The sequence below is a fragment of the Micromonospora arida genome (genome assembly GCF_003857035.1).
Lineage (GTDB): Bacteria > Actinomycetota > Actinomycetes > Mycobacteriales > Micromonosporaceae > Micromonospora > Micromonospora arida.
Genome location: NZ_QGSY01000228.1, coordinates 16,072 through 38,368, shown reverse-complemented (window position 1 = coordinate 38,368; position 22,297 = coordinate 16,072). Strand labels below are relative to the sequence as shown.

Annotated in this window: 14 protein-coding genes; 9 read left to right on the top strand and 5 right to left on the bottom strand. The window is 70.0% G+C overall.

All coding sequences use genetic code 11. The features are described from left to right. Nucleotides 1–32: 32 nt before the first annotated feature. From DLJ58_RS22600 to DLJ58_RS22585, 4 genes are all read right to left on the bottom strand, one after another. Entirely contained in the window at nt 33–2,666 is a 2,634-nt protein-coding gene (locus tag DLJ58_RS22600) for a discoidin domain-containing protein (protein WP_158629618.1), read from the bottom strand. A 75-nt stretch (nt 2,667–2,741) separates the two neighbouring features. Next, entirely contained in the window at nt 2,742–5,012 is a 2,271-nt protein-coding gene (locus DLJ58_RS22595; protein WP_124859025.1) for a family 20 glycosylhydrolase, read from the bottom strand. Nucleotides 5,013–5,043: 31 nt separating this feature from the next. Then, nucleotides 5,044–7,797, bottom strand: a complete 2,754-nt coding sequence (locus DLJ58_RS22590; RefSeq protein WP_158629617.1) for an alpha-L-fucosidase — start codon at nt 7,795–7,797, stop codon at nt 5,044–5,046. A 109-nt stretch (nt 7,798–7,906) separates the two neighbouring features. Next, nucleotides 7,907–10,696 carry a glycosyl hydrolase family 95 catalytic domain-containing protein gene (locus DLJ58_RS22585; protein ID WP_124859021.1) on the bottom strand — a complete coding sequence of 930 codons (2,790 nt, stop codon included), beginning with the start codon at nt 10,694–10,696 and terminating at the stop codon, nt 7,907–7,909. A 216-nt stretch (nt 10,697–10,912) separates the two neighbouring features. Between DLJ58_RS22585 and DLJ58_RS22580 the strand changes: the two genes are divergently transcribed. Then, nucleotides 10,913–11,791 carry an amidohydrolase family protein gene (locus DLJ58_RS22580; protein WP_244219081.1) on the top strand — a complete coding sequence of 293 codons (879 nt, stop codon included), beginning with the start codon at nt 10,913–10,915 and terminating at the stop codon, nt 11,789–11,791. Between the two features lie 287 nt (nt 11,792–12,078). On the opposite strand, the gene DLJ58_RS22575 is transcribed toward DLJ58_RS22580, so the two are convergent. Then, complete coding sequence (locus DLJ58_RS22575; RefSeq protein WP_124859017.1) at nt 12,079–12,810, bottom strand: FadR/GntR family transcriptional regulator; 732 nt, start codon at nt 12,808–12,810, stop codon at nt 12,079–12,081. Nucleotides 12,811–12,948: 138 nt separating this feature from the next. On the opposite strand from DLJ58_RS22575, the gene DLJ58_RS22570 reads away from it, so the two are divergent. From DLJ58_RS22570 to DLJ58_RS22535, 8 genes are all read left to right on the top strand, one after another. Further along, a complete protein-coding gene (locus tag DLJ58_RS22570) occupies nt 12,949–14,574 on the top strand; it encodes an ABC transporter substrate-binding protein (protein ID WP_124859015.1) in 1,626 nt (541 codons plus the stop codon). Between the two features lie 102 nt (nt 14,575–14,676). Beyond that, nucleotides 14,677–15,633 (top strand): ABC transporter permease, encoded by a 957-nt coding sequence (locus tag DLJ58_RS22565; protein WP_124859013.1) that lies wholly within the window; start codon nt 14,677–14,679, stop codon nt 15,631–15,633. Beyond that, a complete protein-coding gene (locus DLJ58_RS22560; protein ID WP_124859011.1) occupies nt 15,633–17,591 on the top strand; it encodes a dipeptide/oligopeptide/nickel ABC transporter permease/ATP-binding protein in 1,959 nt (652 codons plus the stop codon). The genes DLJ58_RS22565 and DLJ58_RS22560 overlap by 1 nt, the downstream gene beginning before the upstream one ends. Beyond that, nucleotides 17,588–18,661 (top strand): oligopeptide/dipeptide ABC transporter ATP-binding protein, encoded by a 1,074-nt coding sequence (locus DLJ58_RS22555; protein ID WP_124859010.1) that lies wholly within the window; start codon nt 17,588–17,590, stop codon nt 18,659–18,661. Before DLJ58_RS22560 ends, DLJ58_RS22555 begins: the two co-directional genes overlap by 4 nt. Continuing rightward, nucleotides 18,658–19,596, top strand: a complete 939-nt coding sequence (locus DLJ58_RS22550) for a dihydrodipicolinate synthase family protein (protein WP_124859008.1) — start codon at nt 18,658–18,660, stop codon at nt 19,594–19,596. Before DLJ58_RS22555 ends, DLJ58_RS22550 begins: the two co-directional genes overlap by 4 nt. 2 nt (nt 19,597–19,598) lie before the next feature. Beyond that, on the top strand, nt 19,599–20,546 hold the full coding sequence (locus tag DLJ58_RS22545) for an ROK family protein (protein WP_124859006.1): 948 nt from the start codon (nt 19,599–19,601) through the stop codon (nt 20,544–20,546). Then, a complete protein-coding gene (locus DLJ58_RS22540) occupies nt 20,543–21,223 on the top strand; it encodes an N-acetylmannosamine-6-phosphate 2-epimerase (protein ID WP_124859004.1) in 681 nt (226 codons plus the stop codon). Before DLJ58_RS22545 ends, DLJ58_RS22540 begins: the two co-directional genes overlap by 4 nt. An 86-nt stretch (nt 21,224–21,309) precedes the next feature. After that, nucleotides 21,310–22,275, top strand: coding sequence for an acetylxylan esterase (locus DLJ58_RS22535; protein ID WP_124859002.1), 966 nt, complete (start codon nt 21,310–21,312; stop codon nt 22,273–22,275). Nucleotides 22,276–22,297: the final 22 nt, after the last annotated feature.

The following is a 22,297-nucleotide window of genomic DNA, read 5'->3' as shown; positions in this document are numbered from 1 at the left end:
GCGATAGGGGCGCCCCGGGACGGCGAGGGCGGTCAGGCCGTCGAGCCGTACAGGTTGATCTCGGCGGCGGAGGCGTAGCCGGCCCCGTTCGCGGCGCGGGTGGTGCGCAGGCGTACGTGCCGGGCCGTGGTGGGCGCGAAGACCGCTGTCTTCAGGGTGCTGCCGGAGCCGAAGGTGCCGGCGGTGACCTGGGTCCAGGTGGTGCCGTCGGTGCTGGTCTGGATCTGGTAGTCGGCGATGGTGCCGTTGGTGCCACCGTCCTGGCGGGGCAGGTAGTCGAGTTTGTCGACGCGGAAGGTGCCGCCGAGGTCGATGGTGATCTGGTGCGGCATGGCGGCGACACCGCCGACGTAGCGGGTGTGCCAGATGGTGGCGGGGTTGCCGTCGATGGCATTGGCGGCGGCGCCGTTCTCGCCGACCGTCTCGACGCTGTCCGCCGTTGCGGTCCAGCGGGCGCGCGACAGCTGCGGGCTGTCTCCACCGCCGATCGCCTCGTCGGTCGGCGCGGCCTGGAAGACGGCCACCTCGAACGGTGCGAGGGTGATGCTCACCGGTGCGGCGGGACCCGACACGAAGCCGGATCGGCGCCCGTCGCGTTCGGTGAACTTGTACCGCTGGTGGGTCCCGCCGGGCAGCTCGAAGACCGTCTGCGGGTTGACCGTGAAGCTCTGCGCGGATGCCGACGGGTTGCGCAGCATCAGCATCCCCTTCGACGCGCCGGCCGAGGAGTTCCAGGCGGCCGTGCCGTAGACCGTCCCGGCGGCCGGGTCACCGCCGACCCAGTGCACGTCGCTGAGCAGTCCCTGGTTGGCGCGAGCCCACTTGGCGTTGGCCGCCACGGTGTCCCAGAACCAGGCAGCGCCCGGCCTGCTGGCGTCGACGAGCGTGTTGCGGACGTACAGCTCCTGAAGGCTCAGGCCGAGCGCGAAGTAGGCACGGATGTCCTGCGACACCTCGGCCTGCACGCTGGCCTTGGTCAGGTCGTAGTCGGCGGTGAACTGCGGTGTCCGGTCGGAGAAGATGATCCCGTGGTTCATCAGGCTCGGGATCGGGAACAGCGGGTTCTGCACGGTGTTGTTGCGGAACGTCTCCGAGTCGCGGTAGTTGACGTAGCGCTGCTGTGCGCTGCCCGCGCCGACCAGGCCCGCGTCGTGCCCGTCACGCCAGATCGAGTCGGTGTACCACAACCAGTACGGCGATCCCCAGGTGCCGACGGTGGCGTTGACGAACACGTCCTTCTGGTGCGCCCGCAGATCCCCCGTCAGCCCGAGCAGTGCCTCGTAGTCGGCGATGTAGTTCGCGTTCGGGCCGGACTGGTAGAGCCCGCCGCCGATGCCGTCGAGCTTGAAGCCGCGTACCCCCTGGTTGTCCATCATGTCGAAGGCGACCGACCGGAACCGGTCGTAGTAGCGGCTGCCGCCGAGTTTGAACTGACCGCCGCTGTGGGTCTCCAGCCGCTGGTCGGCCGGCTTGCTCGCGTTGATGGCCTGGCGGGTGGCGGCGCTGGTGCCGTACCCGCCGAAGGGTGACATCCACACCGACATCGACGCGCCGTACTGCGCGGCGGCGGCCTTCTGCGGTGCGAAGCCGGTGGCGAACTGGGTCGGGTCGAACGACCAGACGTTCAGATTCGTCTCGTCGACCCGTGGTGAACGCAGGTAGTCCCAGCCGTCGTCGACCCAGAAGCTGTCGATGGTGGCGCCGCGGTTGCGCAGCTGGGTGCCGAACAGGTTGATGGCCCGGGTCAGCTCGGCGCTGTTGATGACCTCGCCCGGTGGCTTGAGGTCCAGCCAACTCTGGTAGTGCAGGAACGTCCGGCGGTCGTGAGCCCGTTCGCGTTGCAGGTAGTACTGGAACGAGCGGCGCAGCTGCCCGACTGGGGCGACACCGGTGGAGGCGGTGTAGACCCACGACGTGCCGGCGGTGAGGTCCCCGGCGCGCGGCACCGCGATGTCGACCGCCGACCCGGTCACGGTCGCCTTCGCCATCGGGTTCTCGATGCCGACGAACACCGTCTCGCTGCCGGTCGTGCCGTGCGCCACCGGGCTGCCGTCGTCGTTGCCGAGCACCCGGGCGTTTGCAAGGTTGAGTTCCACCAGGCGCAGCGACGTCACGTCGAACGTGCCGGCCACCGAGCGCACCGTGAAGCTGTGCTGCACCGAGTTGGCCCCGCCGCGCAGCCGCACCTGCCACTGCACGTCGAGGGTCCGCGCGCCACCGCCGTACCGGAAGGTGGTGGTCACCGCCTTGCCGGCGAAACGTTCCGCCAGCCGTGCTGACGCCGGGTTCGCCGGCAGGTCGCTGACCACCGGGGCGGCGGAGACGCTCGTGTTAGCCGTCGTGACGGTGCTGCCGTCGGCCAGGGTGAGGGTGAAGAGCCCACGCAGGCTCATCGGCACTGTGGCGTTCGCCGCCCGGTTGTCGAACCGGGTCAGCGACACCGTGCTGCCCTGCACGCTCCACGCGGTCGACAGCGCCGCGTTGGCCAGGGTGAAGCTGCCGCCGGAGAGCGACGCCGTCGCCGCGCCCGGCTGGACACCAGGGAAGACCAGTCCGGCGGCGTCGGTGTAGGTCGGGTCCGCCGGGACCGCCGCGCCGGCCGGGGCCGGATGGCCCCCGACCGTCGCGACGGCACCGGCGATCAGACCCAGAACGATGGTGGGCACGACGAGCCGCCGTGGCCGTGCTGTCGACGAAGATGGCAGGGGCATGGCGTGCTGCATCGTGCCTCCATCGGTGGTTCAGGCGGTGGGGGTGCTCCAGCGTTGGTTGGCGCCGTTGGTGCAGGGCCAGAGGATGAGGCGGGTGCCGTTGGCGGTCCCGCCGCCGTTGGCGTCGAGGCACTTGCCACCGGTGCGGTAGCTGCTGGTGGCGGCGTCGTAGGTCCAGCGCTGGTACGTGGCGGTGGAACAGGTGCGGATCACGATCGCGGTGCCGTCGGTGAGGCTTCCGTTCGCCGGCTCCAGGCACTTACCCAGGGCGGTGAGGGTGCCGTCGTTGCGGTGGGTCCACGTCTGGTTGCCGCCGCTGTTGCAGTCCCAGAGGTTCACCGCCGTGCCGTCGGTGGTGTTGCTGCCGGGAATGTCGATGCAGCGGCCACTGGCGGTGCCGGTGATCGCGCCCTTCTTCGGCCCGTAGACCTCGAACTCCCACAGCGAGTAGCCGAACGTGGTGGCTCGTTGGGTGCCCTGCATGCGCACGTACCGGGCGGTGGTGTTGAGCACGTGTTCGTCGGTGCCGCCGTCCCCGGCGGTGACGGTCACCGCCGTGGTCCAGGTGGTGCCGTTGGTGGAGGTCTGAATCTGGTACGCCCGCGCGTAGGCGGCCTCCCAGCGCAGTGCCACCCGGGACAGCTCCTGGCTGCTGCCGAGGTCGACCTGGATCCAGCTCGGGTCGGTGTAGGCCGAGGACCAGCGGGTGCTGATGTCGCCGTCCACCGCCGCCGACGCCGGGAAGCTGGCCGTCTCGGTCGACGACGCGGTCACCGGGCGGTTGGTCGCCAGGTTGCCGGTCGCCACGGCCGGGCCGCCGGGAGCCCGGCCGATGCGGTCGATGATCGGGGTGAATGCGGTGTACGCGGCGACCGGCTTCGGCGAACCCCAGGTCTGCTGGGCGATCACACGCAGGATGGTCCGGATGCCCGCGGCGATCTGGTCCTCGGTCTCGGCGTCCGGGTAGTCACACCAGATGTGCAGCACCGTGCCGAGGTTGCGCGACGGATCGTTGACGGTGTTGTTGCCCTGGAAGCGCTCCGGGGTCCAGGTCTCGTACGCCCACGTCACGTTCGGCTTGCTGATGGCGGGAACGTAGTAGGTCGGATCCCACGCCTGGTTGGAGATGGTGTGCCCCCGGTCCAGCAGGGCCTGCGGGGTGATGCCGTAGTTGTACCAGACCTCGACGTGGATGTTGGACGCCGGCCGGATGGTGCCGTCGGTGCCGATGCCGTCGTTCCACATGCGGGTGGTCTTGCCGCCGGCGCGGACGATGTCGTTGGCCCAGTTGATAAAGCCGTAGTAGGCGTCCTTCGCTGTGGCGTTCGGCCCGTAGGTCGCGCGGGCGTACGTCAGCAGCTGCGGGTAGGCCGCGTAGTTGCCGACGTACTCGTCCGCGCCGATGTGCCAGTAGCGGCCGGGGAACAGCGGCAGGAACTCGGTGATGAGGTCCCGGGTCAGGGTGTAGGCACCCGGCTTGGACAGGTCGAGGTAGTAGGGGTTGCGGTTGCCGTTGGTGTCGGCGAGTTGCAGGTCCGGGTGGTCGGCCAGAATGGCGTTCATGTGACCGGGCATGTCGATCTCGGGAATGACCTCGATGTGGTACTGGGCCGCCAGGGCGATGAGGTCGCGGATCTGCTGCTTGGTGTAGTACTGCTCCGACACCACCTCCGGGTGAATGGTGCTCTCCAGCCGGAATCCGAACGTGTCGGACAGGTGCAGGTGCAACCGGTTCATCTTCAGGTAGGCGAGCTCCTTGACGTGCCGACGGAGCCAGTCAACGGTGAAGTACTTGCGACCGACGTCGACCATCATGCCGCGTTCGGACTTGGTCGGGCTGTCGGTGGTCGTGCCCGCCGGCACCGTGCTGGACTGCTTGAGCAGTTGCAGCACCGTCCGGGTGCCGTAGAAGGCGCCGGCGTCGGTCGAGCCCTGGATGGCGATGCTCGACCCGACCGTCATCGTGTAACCCTCGGCGGGTTGGCTGCCGCCCAGGGTCAGCCGGATGTCGCCGGTCGCAGCGGCTCCGGTGGTGACCGGAACGGTGCGGCCGGTCAGATCCCGCAGGTCCGCGGCGAAGGTGGCAGCGTCGTCGTTGAGCTGGGCGGTGTACGCGGGATCCACCACGATCCGGGTCGCGGCGCCGAAGGTGTAGCTGCCGGTGCCCGCCGTCCACTGCTTCAGCGCCGGGATCACCTGTAGGTCACCCGGTACGGCGGCGGCCGGCGTGACCGGCACTGTCAGCAGTGCGGCGGCCAGAGCTCCCACCGCTCCGGTGACGCTGATACGTCGAAGACGCATGAACCGTTCCTCTCGGAAAAGGGTTGGGAAATCAGCAGGACGCCGGGTTGGCGGTGCTGTCGGTCGCGTACGCGGTGAGCGTCGCGACCTGCGGTACGCCGCGTGCGGCGGTGACCCGCAGCCGCAGCCGGTCACTCGTCACGGCGGCGGACAGCGGAACGATCCGCTTGTAACCGACCGTTCCGGCGGCGGCGACCTGTTGCCAGCCGCCGTTGATCCAGGCGTCCACGGCGAACGCCTCGATGCGCTGGCCGTTGCCGACCGACTCCTGCACCAGGACCCGGTCGAACGTGCGGGCCCGGCAGGCGGTCAGCTCGACCGCGCCGGTGGTGGCACCACCCGAGGGCGACCAGTACGTGCCCAGTGCCGCGTCGGTGAGGGCGGCGTGGGTGCCGGTCGCGCCGGCCTTGGCGAACAGCTCCCGGCCGTACCGTGAGCGTTGCGCGGTGCCGAACCCGTCGAGGGCTGTGACGTCCGGCGTGTCGATCACGCCGGCCCGGTTCGGTGGGACGTTGAGCAGCAGGTTGGCGTTGCGGCCCACCGCATTCTCGTAGAGCTGCATCAGCGCGGCCGGCTGCTTGACCGAGCCGTTCTGGCCGGAGTGCCAGAACCAGCCGGGCCGGATCGACACGTCCGCCTCGGCCGGGTACCACGACAGGTACGTGACCGTCCCCAGGTTGCGGCCGATCAGCGCGCTGGACCCCAGGTCGCTCGACGCGGCACCGGTGAGCATGTCGTCGTCGCGGTTCAGCGCGCCGGGATCGGTGCCCTTGAACGGCAGTGCGCTCCACTCGTCGGCCCGGAACGCCCCGGACTCGGAGCCGACCCAGCGCACGTCCGGGCCGTTGATCGCGATCGTGGCGTTCGGTTGCAGGGTCCGGATCAGCCGGTACCAGTCGGCGACCTGGTACGGCTGCGGGTACGCGGTGTACGGGTTGGCGCCGTCGAACCACACCTCGGCCATCGGCCCGTACTCGGTGAGCAGCTCGTAGAGCTGGTTGAGGAAGTAGGCGTTGTAGTCGTCGGCCTGGTACGCGTACGTCTGGGTCGGGGTGCGGGTGTCCCCGGCGACGAGCGTCGGGATGGTCACCGCCCGCTTGGCGCTGCCGTTGCCGAACCGCTCACCGCCGCGTCGGCCGGGGATCTCCGCGCCGTCGGCGGGGGAGAGGTAGAAACCGACGGCGAGACCGGCCGCGCGGGCGGCATCGACTGTGGAGCGCAGGATGTCGCTCTGGCTGGTCCGACCCCACCAGGGGCTGCTGCGCACCGAGTGGGTGCTGTAGCGCGACGGGTAGAGCAGGAACCCGTCGTGGTGCTTGACGGTGAGGATGACCTGCTTGAACCCGTTGCGCTTGAGCACGTCGATCCACTGAGCGGGGTTGACCGTCGTCGGGTTGAACTGGGCCGGGTCTTCGTTCCCGCTGCCCCACTCGACGTCGGTGAAGGTGTTCATGCCGTAGTGCAGGAACGCCGTCAGCTCCCGCTGCTGCCAGGCCAGCTGGCCGGCGGTGGGGGTGACCTGGGCGGCCTTCTGCCGGATCCGGTCGAGGGTGTCGCAGGGGTCGACGGCGATGACGTTGGCCGGGCTGACCGGGCCGCTGCTGCCGGGGTTGCCGGCGCAGCCGGGCGGCGGTGGCGTGCCCCCGCAGACCGGCGCGTCGAGCTGGAAGTCGACCGGACCGGCGGCGCCGGTCATCGTCGCGAGGGCGATGGCGTCCACAGTGCCGTGCCAGCCACGGTTACGGGTTCCGGCGTCGTTGCCGAACGTCAGCAGGCCCTGCGACGCGTTGGCCGCGGCGACCGGAGTGGTGACTGTGGTCCCGATCTGGCAGCCGTTGACGTAGGCGACGAGACGGGCTGCGGAGTCGCTGACGTACTCGTAGGCCAACGCCACGTGGGTGTCCTGCGTGTCGGACAGGTTCGGCCCGCTCTGCCGGGTGTCGTAGTACGGGGCGTCCGGCCCGTACATGCCGAACTCCGTGGTGGTCTGCGAGCCGCTGGCGTAGCGGTAGTAGCCCCCACCGGCGAGGCTGAGCACCGTGTCGAAGGTGATCGTGGCGCCGCTCTTACGGCGTACCACAGCCTCGGCCAGCAGGCTCTTGTTGACGTACTTCGCACTGGTCACCGGGATTCGTGGGGTGAACCCGATGCCGGTGCCCCCTCCGGTGAGCGTGACGGCCGGACCGCTGATCGTCTCGCTGCCGGCCAGCCGGGTGAGCTGCCCGTCGACCAGTTCGCCGGTCGACGGCGTGTAGCCGGTGGTGGAGGTGAAGGTGCCGCTGAAGCCGACGTCGAGCAGCGATTGGTAGTCGGCGGCGGCGACGCGCCACTGTTGGTTGGTGGCGGTGCCGCAGGGCCAGAGGATGACGGCGGTGTTGTTGGTGGTGCCACCGCCGTTGGCGTCGAGGCAGGTGCCGGTGGCCTGGTTGCGCAGTGTCTTGGCGGTGGTGTCGTAGGTCCAGCGTTGGTTGGTGGCGGTGCCGCAGGTGGTGATGGTGGCGGCGGCGCCGTTGGTGGTGCTGGCGGCGGTGAGGCACTTGCCGCGGTTGCGGATCGTGGTGTCGGCCTGGCGGGTCCAGATCTGGTTGGTGGCGCCGGTGCAGTCCCAGAGGATCAGGGCGGTGCCGTCGGTGGTGGCCGCGCCGGGCACGTCGACGCAGCGCCCACTGGCCACCCCCGTGATGGCGCCGTCCCCCGGAGCCGCGACGGCCGGTGCCGCCGGTGGGGTGAGCTGGACCAGACAGGTGGCGAGCAGGGCCAGGGCGGTCAGGGCGGCCCCGCTCACACGCGGACGGTGGCGGCGCAGGGTACGGGTCATCGGACGTCCTCTCCGGGAACGGGCAGGGAGGGGTGGTGCGGTGGGTGGCGTGCGCGGGCCGGCGGCCCGATCGGTGCTACATCAGCCACTGTTGGTTGGTGGCGGTGCCGCAGGGCCAGAGGATGACGGCGGTGTTGTTGGTGGTGCCACCGCCGTTGGCGTCGAGGCAGGTGCCGGTGGCCTGGTTGCGCAGGGTTTTCGCTGTGGTGTCGTAGGTCCAGCGTTGGTTGGTGGCGGTGCCGCAGGTGGTGATGGTGGCGGCGGCGCCGTTGGTGGTGCTGGCGGCGGTGAGGCACTTGCCGCGGTTGCGGATGGTGGTGTCGGCCTCGCGGGTCCAGATCTGGTTGGCCGCCCCGGAGCAGTCCCAGAGGATCAGGGCGGTGCCGTCGGCGGTGGCCGCACCCGGTACGTCGACGCAACGGCCACTCGCCACACCGGCGATCGTCCCGGTCGCGGCCGTGGAGACGGCCTGGTAGCGGTGCCCGGCCTCGGCCGTGAACGTCACCCGGTCACCCGTGCGGGTCACCGGCACGGTCTGGTTGGTGGTGAGGTCCACCAGCGACGTGGTGGCCAGCATCGGGTTCCGGACGGTGAGGGTGCCGCTGCTGCCGGCGGTGAGCGTGATCCGGCTGGCCAGGCGGTTGCGCCACTCGGCGTCCACAGTCACGTTGCCGCGTGCCTTCAGGCCGCTGACCGAGCCGGTGGGCCAGGCCGTCGGCACCGCCGGAAGGACGTCGACGACACCGTTCTGGCTCTGCAACAGCATCTCGGCGACTCCGGCGGTGGCACCGAAGTTGCCGTCGATCTGGAACGGCGGGTGGGTGTCGAACAGGTTGGCGAGCGTACTGCTCTTGAGTTGCTCGCTGAGCATCTTGTGTGCGTGGTCCCCGTCGAGCAGCCGAGCCCAGAAATTGATCTTCCAGGCCTTGCTCCAGCCGGTGCCACCGTCGCCGCGTGCCGTGAGGGACACCTTGGCGGCGTTGGCCAGGGCCGGGGTGGTCAGCGGCGAGATCTGCCGGCCCGGGTGCAGGGCGTACAGGTGCGAGACGTGCCGGTGGTCGTTCGTGGGGCTGTCCCAGTCCGCCTTCCACTCCTGCAACTGACCCCAGGACCCGACCCGCAGGCCGGGGTCGAGCTTGTTCAACGTGGTCTGCCACTGTGCGCGCAGGGTGGCGTCGACGCCGAGCGTGGTGCTCGCCTCGATGGTGTTGGTGAGCAGGTCCCACACGATCTGCTCGCTCATCGCCGCGCCGGCCGAGAAGTCGCCCTGCTCCGGCGAGTAGCTGGGCGTCACGACCAGCTTGCCGTCGCGCGGATCGACGCGCAGGTTGGCCCGCCAGAACTCGGCGGCCTCCTTCATCGCCGGGTACGCCTGATCGCGCAGGAACGTTGTGTCACGGGTGAAGCGGTAGTGCTCGTAGAGGTGCTGGCACAGCCAGGCCGCTGCCTCCGGGAACCAGAAGGCGGTGGCCCAGTCCTGGACGCCGGTGAAGCCGTACGGGTTGGTGCTGAGGTGGGTGACCCAGCCGGTCGTACCGTAGATGTTCTGCGCGGTCACCCGGCCGGGCGCCCGCAGCGCGTCGATGAAGTCGAACAGCGGCGTGGCCGTCTCGGACAGATTGGTGGTCTCCGCCGGCCAGTAGTTCATCTGGACGTTGATGTTGGTGTGGTAGTCGGCCTGCCAGGGCGGGCTGTTGGAGTTGTTCCAGACGCCCTGCAGGTTGGCCGGCAGGGAGCCCCCGCGCGACGACGAGATGAGCAGGTACCGGCCGAAGGAGAAGTACAGCGACTCCAGCGCGCGGTCCTGGGCCCGTCCGGCGGCACCGGTGTAGGCCGACCGCAGGTCGTCGGTGGGGATGTTCGGCATCTGCCCGCCCACGTCGAGCCGGACGCGGTCGAAGAGCTTCTGGTAGTCGGCCAGGTGGGCCGCCCGTAGCGCCGCCCACGTCGAGCTCGCCGCGCCGTCGACGGCCTGGGTCACCCGGGTGTGGGGGTCGACGCCGCGATAGGTGGGGTAGGTGTCGGCGTACGACGTCGCGGCGGACAGCACGACGAGAGCCGAGTCGGCGCCGGCGACCGTGATCCGGTCGGTGCCGTCGGTCCGGCTGCCGCCGGTGGTCACCACCCGGTACTGGGTCTCGTGGATCAGCCCGTTGCCGGGCAGTGTGCCCCGGGCGGTGATCCGGCCGTTCGCCACCGTGACGGTGCTGCCGGGCTGGGCCGAGACGGTGCGAAGGACGAAGGAGATCTTCCCGGCCTGGCTGGCCGACAGCCGGGCGACGATCACGTTGCGGGGGTAGCTGGCGACGTACTCACGCTGGTAGGTCACCCCGTCGTGGGCGTACCCAACGCGGGCGGTGGCCTCAGCGAGGTCCAGTTCGCGCCGGTAGCCGCTCACAGTGGTGGGTGTGCCGGACATGTCGAGGTACATGTCGGCCAGGTTCTGGTACGAGCCGAATCCGGTCGCCGGCTGGCCGAGCGCGGTGGCGACCGCGCCGGGTGCCATCCGGGCGTCCCGGTCGATCTGCGCTTGCACCCCGGCCAGGGCGCCGGGCCGTGGTGACGTCCAGTTGCCGTGGTTGTATCCGGTCGTGCCAGGCCCGCCCGTCCACAGCGTCTTCTCGTTGAGCTGGAGGCGTTCGGTCTGGATGCCGCCGAAGACCATGGCGCCGAGCGCGCCATTGCCCAGCGGCAGCGCGTTGCTCTCCCAGTTGGCAGCCGGTTCGTCGTACCAGAGCGCGAGTTCGGGATCGGCTGCGGCTGCGGCTGTGGCGAAGCTGGTGGACACGCATGTCAGGGACGCGGCCACAAGAAGGGCCGCGCTTGCGGCGCGCAGGATCGTCCGGATACCGCCGGTGACAGGCATAGGGCCTCCTCTATGCCACGGGAGTTAACGTGGGATGTTTATTTTTGTCAATGGCGCGGACCTAAGAGTTTGGTGACGCCGTCCGCGCGGAGGACCGTCCTGTGTGGTCGTGAAATAACAGTTCATCCGGGCTATTGATTTAGACATCGACCCATGTTAGACATCTGATGTCAGAGCTATGATCTCCACAAACATATGATGTATGTGGGAGGTGGGGTGCAGCCTCTACCGGGCGCCCGCGTGCTGACCGTCGATGCGCACCATCACCTCTGGGAAAATCCGCCCGCCTACGCCTGGCTCGACGACGACCGGATGCGGTCGGTCCGCCGCCCGTTCACCGTGGCCCAGTGGCAGGCGCAACTACGATCGGCCCAGGTCGACTACTCCGTTCTCGTGGAGGGCGGGCGATGCGACGAGGCGGAGTCGGACGACCTGCTCCGGTGGGCCGCCGAGGCACCGCAGATCGCCGGTGTGGTGCTGTGGGCGGACCTGACCGGTCCCGGGTTGGCGGCCCGCATCACCAGGCACCTTCGGCGCTTCGGTGGCGAACGGGTGGTCGGTGTCCGCGCCCAGATCCAGGCCGAGCCGGACCCGAACTACCTGGACCGTCCGGACGTGCGTCACGGCCTGCGTGTCGTTGCGGCGGCCGGGCTGGCCTTCGACCTGGTCGTTCGGGTGGACCAGCTGCCCGCCGCAGCCCGGGCTGCGGCAGCGCTGCCGGGCGTCCGCTTCGTTCTCGACCATCTCGGCAAGCCGGAGATCTGGGCTGGTGCGGAGGGGTTCAACCGGTGGCGCGGACCGCTCGCGGCGCTGGCCGAACTGCCCAACGTCACGGCCAAGGTGTCGGGTCTGGTGACGGCGGCGGACTGGGACTCGTGGCGCGCCGCCGACCTGCGACCGTTCGTCCGCGAGGCGATCGTCCGATTCGGACCGGAGCGCCTGATGTTCGGTTCCGACTGGCCGGTGTGCCTGCTCGCGGGTAGCTACGGCAGGATCCGGGCCGCGCTGCACCAGGTGTTGCCGCCGCTGACCGAGGCAGCCTCCCAGGCGATCTTCGGAGGCACCGCCGCGCGCGTCTATCAGTTGGCGGTGTGAGAGCCGCGGTCACGGCACGCACCGTGACAACAGCGTGCTGGACGTCCCGGAGATCCCGCGGATCCTCGCGCCGGCCGCCACGGCGATGGCCGTCGAGTGGATGGGTGCCGGGCGTGGTGACCGGGCCGTGGCCGCTGACCGGCGTCGCCGTCCGACTCTCCGAACAGCTCAACCGTCAGCGGCACGACCAGTGGTCACCCCTGGCCGTCATGACGACCCAGGCACGTGACGACATGGCGTGGGTCGCGGGTCCTCTGCCGGAGTCCGTAGGTGGTGATCGTGGCGAGTCAGGCCTGTACGACGCGGGCGATGCTCGCTCGGATGGGTGCGTAGTGCTCGGCGATGGCAGCCTGTAGGCCCTCCACGTTGCCGGCTGCGACCGCGTGCACGATTGCCCGATGCCGCTGGGCGGTGATCAACCGGTCCTCCTGCTGAGTACGCAGTGTGGGGGCGACGATGGCCTGTACCTGCCAGAACGCCTCGGTCAGTTGGAGGATCAGGTCGTTGCCGAGGGGTTCCAGCAGCTTCACGTGGAAGGTCCGGTCGACGTCGAGGAAGTCCATGCCCTGGGCGGCCAGACTCTCCATCTCGTCGGCGAGCGCGGAGAGAGCAGCCTGGTGCTCGCTGTCCAGAACGGCGATGACCTGGGCCGCGAGCCCCTGTTCGAGGGTCTGCCGGACGTCGACGACCTGTCCCAGCACGTGATGGTCCTCCTCGCCGCTGAGGAGGCCGCGGAAGGTCAGACCCTCCACGAGGGCGGCGAGGGACATGCGGCCGACGAAGGTGCCGTGGCCGTGCCGCACCTCGACGATGTCGAGGGCGGAGAGGATCTTGACGGCCTCGCGGACGCTTGAGCGGCTCGCGCCCACCGCCTCACACAGCTCCGCCTCGGTGGGCAGAATGTCTCCCGGCTTGAGGCGGTTGCGGAGGATGTACTCCTTGATCTTGGCCCCCACCTCCTGCCGGCGGGGACCTGGGCGCTCCGCACCGCGTAGCGGGGATGCGTCAATGGTCGTCATCTGCCACTTGCCCTTCGTTCACGGATCTGACACGCTCACCCTATCGGCATCAGATGTCTGACGTCAGACCCCATTATCTTCGAATCCCTCAGCGCGAGCGGTAACGCGGGCGCATGAAGAGCCTATGGAGGCAGCTACGTGAGCACCACCGTTGAGCCAAGGGAGAGTCGGCGCCGCCCCCCGCGCCGGTTCCGTTCGTTGGCCGTCGCGTCCACCGCGGCAACCCTCGCTCTCGGACTGGTCGCCTGCAGCGGCGGCCCGGCCTCGACCAACGCCGTCGAGGGAAGCGGGGGGAAGACGTCGATCGAGACCACCCTCGCGTTCACCCTCTCTAGCGGGTTCGACCCCGGGAACGCCTCGTCGGCGGTGGCGACGGCGGTCAACCAGCACACCTTCGAGGGTCTGATCGATCTTGACCCGGTTACCCGGGAACCATACCGCGCACTCGCCAAGGAAGACCCGGTGGCCAGCGCAGACGGGCTCACCTACACCGTGGCGGTGCGTGACGGTGCCAAGTTCTCCGACGGCACCCCCGTCACCGCCGAGGACGTCGCCTGGTCCTTCACCCGCGTGCTGAAGCCGGCCGACCCCAAGGCCCCGCCGCTGATGCAGGGGTTCGTGTCGTTCATCGACTCGGTGACGGCCAAGGACGCGACGACGGCCGAGTTCAAGCTCAAGTACCCGTTCGCCCTGTTCGCGGAGCGGATCGCCGTCATCAAGATCCTGCCGAAGGCGAAGACCGCGGACGCGGCCGCGTCGAAGGCTTTTGACACCGCGCCGATCGGCTCCGGCCCCTTCAAGTTGGACAGCGCGTCCAAGGAGTCGGGTGTCAAGCTCAGCAAGAATCCGAACTACAACGGCCCGCGTCCGGCCAAGGTCGAGACGATGACCTGGAACACCACCTCGGAGGCTTCCGCCCGGGTGTCGGACCTCCAGGGCGGCCGGGTCCAGGCCATCGAGTCGGTGCCGTACCTGAACGTCGACTCGCTCAAGGACAAGTACACCGTCGATGTGAAGCAGGCCTTCAACCAGGTCTTCCTCATGTTCAACTCTTCGGCGGCGCCGTTCAACGACAAGCGGGTGCGCCAGGCGCTGCACTACGCGATCAACAAGGACGAGGTCATCAAGACCGCCCTCAACGGCTACGGCAGCCCGGCGACGAGCTACCTGGACGAGGGCAACAAGGACTACCAGAAGGCCGCCACCGTCTACGACTACAACCTGGAAAAGGCCAAGAGCCTGCTTCAGGAGGCCGGTGTCGCGAACCTGTCGTTCCAGCTCGACACCACTGACAACTCGGTCGTGAAGGATGTCGCGCCGCTGGTCATCGAGCAGTGGAAGAAGATCGGCGTCACCGCCAGCCTCAACACGGTGCCGTCCTCGGCGATCTACGGTGACATCGTTCCGAAGGACACCTTCCGGGTGCTGATGGCCACCGGTGACCCCAGCGTCTTCGGCGTCGACACCGACCTGCTGATGCGCTGGTTCTACTACGGCGAGACCTGGCCGGGGCAGCGCTACCGGTGGAGCGCCGCGGACCGCAAGGCCATGGCCGACCTGCTCGACAAGGCGGCGCAGACCTCCGACGAGGCGGCCCGCAAGGCTCTGTGGAAGCAGGCCCTGGACAAGGTGGCCGACGAGGTCCCCCTGTACCCGATCCTGCACACCAAGGTCGTCACCGCGTACGACCCCGCGAAGCTCTCCGACTTCTCGGGTGCGTCGACCACCGGCCTGTACTTCCTGGGCGCCAGCCGAAAGGGCTGAGCTCCACCTCGGGGGCCCCTGGCCCCTCCGCGTCCCGCCCGGCCCTCAGTCCCTGAGGGCCGGGCGGGACGTCCCGGCGGCCCTCGACGAGAGAAAGACACCATGCTGAGCGTTCTGAGCCTGGTCGCGCGACGACTCCTGACCCTGATACCCCTGGTGCTGGGCATCACGATCTTCGTCTTCGTGATCATGCAGTTCTCCCCGATCGATCCCGCGCTGTCCGTCCTGGGCGATCAGGCGACCCCCGCGCAGGTGGCCGCGTTCAAGGCCGCCAACGGGCTCGACGACCCGCTGCCCCTGCGGTACCTGCACTTCCTGGGCGACCTGCTCCGGGGCGATCTCGGCGTGACCTTCCCGCCGTCCGTCCCGGTCGCCGACAAGATCGCCACCGCGCTGCCGCTGACCATCCAGCTGACGGCCCTCGGCATCGTCGGCGCGCTGGTCATCGCGTTGGCCCTCGGCATCCCCGCCGCGCTGTACCGCGACCGTTGGCCCGACCAGGTCATCCGGTTCGTCTCGATGGCCGGTATCGCCATGCCGTCGTTCTGGCTGGCCCTCCTGCTCATCCAGGAGCTGTCGGTCCGCCGCCCCGTCTTCCCGACCGGCGGGTACGTCAACCCCGGCGACTCGTTCTCCCTCTGGCTGCAGTCCCTCGCCATGCCCGCGCTGGCCCTCGCCGTGCCGGTCGGCTGCTCACTGGCCAGAATCGTGCGGACGTCAATGGTCGAGGAGCTCGACAAGGACTACGTGCGGACGGCGATCGGCGCCGGGCTGCCGCCCCGCGTGGTGGTCGGACGCAACGTGCTGCGCAACGCGCTGGTCAACCCGCTCACCGTGCTGGGCCTGCGAATCGGCTACCTGCTGGGCGGCACGGTCGTCATCGAGGCCATCTTCTCGCTGCCCGGCATGGGCACCCAGATCATGAGCGCGGTCCAGCAGAACGACACCGCCCTCGCTCAGGGAACCGTGCTGACGATCGCCATCTGCTTCGTCCTCGTGAACCTGGTGGTCGACATCCTCTACCTCTTCGCCAACCCTCGACTGCGCGGAGCCCACTGATGCGTCGAACACTCACCGCCCGGCTGTCGGCTCCCGGCATCGCCTTCAAACGGCTCAGCGTCACGGCGCGAATCGCACTGAGCTTCGTCCTGCTCATCGTCGTGGTGGGCATCTTCGCGCCGCTGATCCTGCGGCACGACCCCGCGCAGGCCGGGCTCGGTCCCGCGCTGACCGGCCCGAACGGCGACTACTGGTTCGGCCTGGACAAGCTCGGACGCGACGTGTTCTCGCGGCTGGTCGCCGGCACCCGGCGTTCGTTGATCGTGGGCTTCGGCAGCGCCGGCATCGCCCTGGTGATCGGCGCGATCCTGGGCGCGCTGGCCGGAACCAGCCGGCCCGCTGTCGACGAGGTGGTGATGCGGTGCCTCGACGTCGTCATGGCCTTCCCCGCCATCGTGCTCTCCGCCCTGCTGATCATCTCGTTCGGCAAGAACAGCCTCCTGGTCCTCGTGGTTGCGATCGGTTTCGTCTTCGTGCCCTCGATCGCGCGTATCGTGCGCGCCAACGTGCTCTCGCAGTATCGCGAGGACTACGTCTCGGCCGAACGGATCATCGGCGCGCGGCGACCGCACATCCTCTGGCGGCACATCCTGCGTAACTGCGCCGCCCCGATCCTCGTCTTCGTCACCGTCATGGTGGCCGACGCCATCGTGTTCGAGGCGTCGCTCTCGTTCATCGGTGGCGGGCTGGCACCCCAGGAAGCCGCCTCCTCGTGGGGCTCGGTCATCGCCTTCGGCAAGGAAATGGTGCAGATCGGTGGCTGGTGGGCCACGTTCTTCCCCGGCCTGCTGATCCTGCTCACCGTGCTCGCCCTGAACGTGCTCTCCGAAGGGATGTCTGACGCCTGGGCCGCCCCGGCGGCGCGGCGTGCCACCGCCACGAAGATCGGGGACGCGCAGGAGGAGGCGCAGCCCGGCTCCGGTGAGGTGGTGCAACTGCCCGGCCTGGCCGAGGCCGCGCAGCGGCTGCGCGAGCGTGCCCGCCCTCTCCCGGAGGGGGAGCCCGTCCTGGAGGTCCGGAACCTGTCGATCGGGTTCGAGGGACGCCACAGCGGCGTCGACATCGTCGACGACCTGACCTTCGACATCCGCCCCGGCGAGGTCCTCGGCCTGGTGGGGGAGTCCGGCTCCGGTAAGTCGCTGACCTCCCTCGCCGTGATGGGCCTGCTGCCGCAGGGCGCCCGGGTCCGCGGCGAGGTCCGCTTCGCGGGCACCGACCTGCTGACGATGAGCACCAAACGACGCCGTGCCCTGATGGGGCGCGAGATCGCGATGGTCTACCAGGACGCCCTCTCGGCCCTGAATCCCTCACTGCGCATCGGCCCTCAGCTCGCCCAGATGATCAGCCGTGGCGGCACCCGGTCCGCCGAGGAGCTGATGGAACTGGTGGGCCTGGACTCGCAGCGCACCCTGTCCGCGTACCCGCACGAACTCTCCGGTGGGCAGCGGCAGCGCGTGGTGATCGCCATGGCGCTGTCCCGGGATCCGCGCCTGATCATCGCCGACGAGCCGACCACCGCGCTCGACGTCACCGTCCAGGCGCAGGTCATGGAGCTGCTGCTGCGGCTGCGCGGCCAGCTCGGCTTCGCGCTGATCCTGGTCAGCCACGACCTCGCGCTGGTCAGCGACGTCGCGGACCGGGTCGTGGTGATGTACGGCGGGCAGATCGTCGAGAGCGGTGTCACCGCCGACGTGGTCGGCGCGCCGGCGCACCACTACGCCCGAGGTCTTCTCGGTTCCGTGCTCTCCCTCGAGGCCGGCGCGGAGCGACTCACCCAGATCCGCGGCGTGGTGCCGTCGCCGGCCGACTTCCCACCGGGCTGCCGGTTCGCTGATCGCTGCCCCATGGCCACCGACGTCTGCCGGGAGGAGACGCCCCGCCTGGAGGGCGCCACCGACCACCGGTACGCCTGCCACCACCCGGCCGTCACCGTCACGGAAGGGGAGCTGGCCCGATGAGCGCGTCAGTCCCACACCAGTCGATCGTCGAACTGCGCGACGTGCACGTGGTTCATCGCACCCGTGGTGGCGGCATGTTCAGCCGCGAGCGGGTGTACGCCCTCACCGGCGCGGACCTGACCGTGCGTGCCGGCGAGACCATCGGTGTCGTCGGTGAGTCCGGCTGCGGCAAGTCCACGATGGCGAAGGTGCTGGTGGGCCTCCAGCGGCCGACGAGCGGCACGGTTGCCTTCTCCGGCAAGGACGTCTGGTCGATGAACGCGGCGGAACGCCGACTGCACATCGGCGCCGGCGTCGGCATGATCTTCCAGGATCCGGCGACGTCGCTGAACCGGCGCATGCCGGTCCGCGACATCCTGCGCGACCCGCTCGACGTGCACCGTCGCGGCACCCGCAAGGAGCGCGAGGAGCGTGTCAGGGAGCTGATGGCGCTGGTCGGGCTGCCCCGGTCGGTCGCCGACGTGCTGCCGAGCCAGCTCTCCGGCGGCCAACGCCAGCGGGTGTCCATCGCGCGTGCCCTGGCCCTGGAGCCGGGGCTGGTCATCGCCGACGAGCCCACCAGCGCCCTCGACGTGTCGGTCCGGGCGCAGATCCTCAACCTGCTCCTGGACCTCAAGGAGCGTCTGAACCTGGCCATGGTCTTCGTCTCGCACGACATCCAGACGGTCAAGCGGATCAGTGACCGCGTGGTCACCATGTACCTCGGCCGGATCGTGGAGCAGACACCCGCCGCCGGGCTCCCCGAGGTCGCCCAGCACCCGTACACCCGGGCGCTCTTCTCCGCCACGCCGGGTTTGCTCTCGCCACTCGACCCGATCCCGCTCGTTGGTCCCGTTCCACTCGCCACGAAACCGCCGACCGGATGCCCGTTCCGCACCCGCTGCTGGAAGGCGACCGACGGCTGCGCCATCGAGATGCCGCCGGTCCGGTCGGGCGACGGCGGCGCCGGCTCCCACGAGTTCCGGTGCTACCACCCCGTTCCTGCTGGATCCAGCAACACAGAGCTGGTCGAACTCGCCAGAGCAGCGACCGGCCGCACCACCCCCCTACACGTCGAGGAGTCAGCGTGACCACCCCAACCCCGCGGTTCGCCGGAGTCGTGCCGCCGGTCGTCACCCCCCTGACCGAGGAGGGGGCGGTCGACGTCGCCTCCCTTGAGCGACTCGTCGAACGGATGCTCACCGCCGGCGTCGACGGCATCTTCGCCCTCGGCAGCTCCGGCGAGACGGTGTTCCTCACCGACAGCCAGCGGGACCAGGCTCTCGAGACCGTCGTGAAGACCGTCGGCGGGACCGTACCGGTCATCGCGGGCTGCATCGAGCCGACCACCCGCCGGGTTCTCGACCGGGCCGACGCGTCGACGCGCCTGGGCGTCGACGGCCTGGTGGCCACCGCCCCCTTCTACGCCATCGTCGGCCCCCACGAGGTCGAGCGGCACTTCCGGTCCCTCGCCGCTTCGGTCGAGCTTCCGCTGCTGGCGTACGACATTCCGGTCTGCGTGCACACCAAGCTGTCGCCGGGCCTGCTGAGCCGACTCGCCGCGGAGGGCGTCCTCGCCGGCGTCAAGGACTCCAGCGGTGACGACGTCTCGTTCCGCCAACTGGTGCTGTCCATCGCGGAACACGCGCCGAACGCCGGCTTCAGCCTGTTGACCGGCCACGAGGTGGTGGTCGACGCGATGATGCTCGCTGGTGCCTCCGGTTCCGTCCCCGGCCTGGGCAACGTGGACCCGGAGGGCTATGTGCGACTCCACCGGGCCTGCGTGACCGGCGACTGGGACACCGCCCGCGCGGAGCAGGACCGACTGACCCGGTTGTTCCGGATCGTCGACGCGGCCGACCCGGCGACGGCGGCAGGGGCGACCCGGGGCGTGGGCGCGTTCAAGACCGCCCTGGCCCTGCTCGGCGTCATCGACAGCAACGCCGTGTCGCTTCCGCTGCGACCGCTCGACGCCGATGAGGCGAGCCGGGTGCGTGCCCAGCTGGAGCTGGCAGGACTGCTCTAGCCATGTCCGAGGCACCCAAGCCTCCGGTCGTCGACGTGGCGGTAGCCGCGCTCGACATCGGGGGCACCAAGACGGCCGCTGCCATCGTGACCCGCGACGGCGAGGTCGTCGACCAGATCACCGTCCCCACCCCTGGCCGGGCCGGGGCGACCGCCATCATCGACACCGCAGCCGACCTCGTCGGTCGGCTGCGGGCGAGGGCGACGGGAACCCGCATCCGCGCCCTCGGCGTCGGTAGCGCCGGGGTGATCGACCACCGGACGGGTCGGGTGCTGTCGGCCACCGACGCCCTGGCCGGTTGGGCCGGCACGGACCTGAGCGGCCGACTGCGGGCACTGCTGGACCTGCCCGTCTCAGCCATCAACGACGTGCACGCGCACGCCCTCGGTGAGGCGCGACACGGCGTGGCGGTCGGCCACCAGACGATGCTCTTCATCGCGGTCGGCACCGGTATCGGTGCCTCGTTCGTCGTCGACGGCACCGTGCTGACCGGCGCCCACTCCGTGGCCGGCCATGCCGGCCACCAGCCCTCGCCGTACGCCGGGCAGTTGCCCTGCACCTGCGGCGGGCGGGGGCACCTGGAGGCGATCGCCTCCGGGCCCGCCCTCACCGAGGAGTACGTGCGGCGTACCGGTCAGCCGGTCGGCGACCTGCGCACGGTGGCCGCACGCGCGGCGGACGGTGACGCCACAGCCCGGGAGGTGGTCCTGCTGGGCGGGGCCGCCGTCGGCTCGGCGGTCGGCGGGCTGGTCAACATGCTTGACCCCGCTGTCGTCGTCATCGGCGGTGGTGTCGCCGGACTCGGCGACACCTGGTGGCAGGCACTCCGGGGCGCCGTGCGGCGGGAGACGCTGCCCAGCCTGGACGACGTGCCCGTCCTGGCCTCGACCCTCGGATCGGACGCCCCACTTCTCGGCGCCGCCGCACTCGCCTGGGAGGGCACCGCATGAACAAGCTGATCGAGCAGCTCCGCCACCGCCTTGTCGTCTCCTGCCAGGCGTACCCCGGTGAGCCGATGCGCAGCCCGGACACGATGCGCCGGGTGGCCCTCGCCGCCGCCCAGGGCGGCGCCGCCGGCATCCGGGCCCAGGGCCTGGCCGACATTGCGGCTATCCGGCAGGCGGTCGACCTGCCGCTGATCGGTCTGTGGAAGGACGGGGACGACGACGTCTTCATCACCCCCACGCTGGAGCACGCGCTGTCGGTGGCTCGGGCCGGCGCGCACGTCGTCGCCCTCGACGGCACCGCGCGGCCCCGGCCGGACTGCCGAACCCTCCGCGACACCATCACGGCCGTCCACGAGCTGACCGGGGCTCTGGTGATGGCGGACTGCTCCACCCTCGCCGAGGGGATCGCCGCCGCCGCGGCGGGCGCTGACCTGGTCGGCACCACCCTGTCCGGTTACACCGCGTACACCAGCAAGCAGCCCGGTCCCGACCTGGACCTGGTCGCCCGGCTCTCCACGGCGATCGACGTGCCGGTGGTCGCGGAGGGCCGGATCCACACACCGGCCCACGCGGCGCAGGCGCTGCGGGCCGGGGCGTGGACGGTGGTGGTGGGCACGGCGATCACCCACCCCACCACCATCACCGGCTGGTTCACGTCGGCGATGGCTGACGCCCGGTAGCGCACCCCGCCGCCCGGCGGTCCCGCACGCACAGCCGGGCGGCACCCCGCACCAACTGACAATCCTGCTGTCACGGAGGCCAAGCTGTGGCTTTGAGCGATCTCACCGTCGCCGACTGCTGGGCGTACCGACCCGACCTGACTGTTCCGGAGGACCTGGACGCCTTCTGGGGGCGGACGCTGGGTGCCGCCAGTGCCGCAGCGGCGACGTACGAGCCCGTCGACACCGGCCTCACCCAGATCCACACCTTCTCGGTCACCGTCCCCGGCTACGGCGGCGAGCCGGTGCACGGTTGGCTGCACCTGCCGGCGAATGCCACCGAGCCGTTGGCGTGCGTGGTCGAGTACCTCGGGTACGGCCGAGGCCGTGGGCTGCCGCACGAGAAACTCTTCTGGGCCTCGGCGGGCTTCGCGCATCTCATCATGGACACCCGGGGTCAGGGCTGGAGTGCCGCGCCCGGCGGCACCGCCGATGCGCACCGGTACCCAGCAGGCACCGTTCCGGGTTTCCTCACTCGCGGCGTCACCAGCCCGGATGACTTCTACTACCGCAGGCTGATCACCGACGCGGTCCGGTTCGCCCAGGCTGCCCAGGAACATCCCGCCGTCGACCCCGACCGGGTCGTCGTCACTGGCATCAGCCAGGGAGGTGGCCTGTCGCTGGCGGTGGCCGCGCTGTTCCCGGGCGTGGCGGCGGCCATGCCCGACGTGCCCTTCCTGTGTGACTTCCCGCGCGCCGTCCGGGTCGCCACCGAAGGCCCCTACGGCGAGGTCGCCGAGTATCTCGCGCTCCACCGTGACCAGAGCAGTCAGGTGTTCCGTACGTTGTCGTACGTCGACGCCGCCGTGCTCGCACCCGGCGCGACCGCGCCCGCGCTGTTCTCCATCGCGATGATGGACCGGATCTGCCCGCCCTCGACCTGCTTCGCCGCCTACCACCGCTACGGGGGCGACAAGGAGGTGCGCGTGTACGAGTTCAACGACCACGAAGGTGGCGAGGCGCACCAGCAGCTCGAACAACTCGCCTGGCTGCGCAAGCTCTTCGGCCGCTGAGGACAGCACCCGCTGGCTGGCG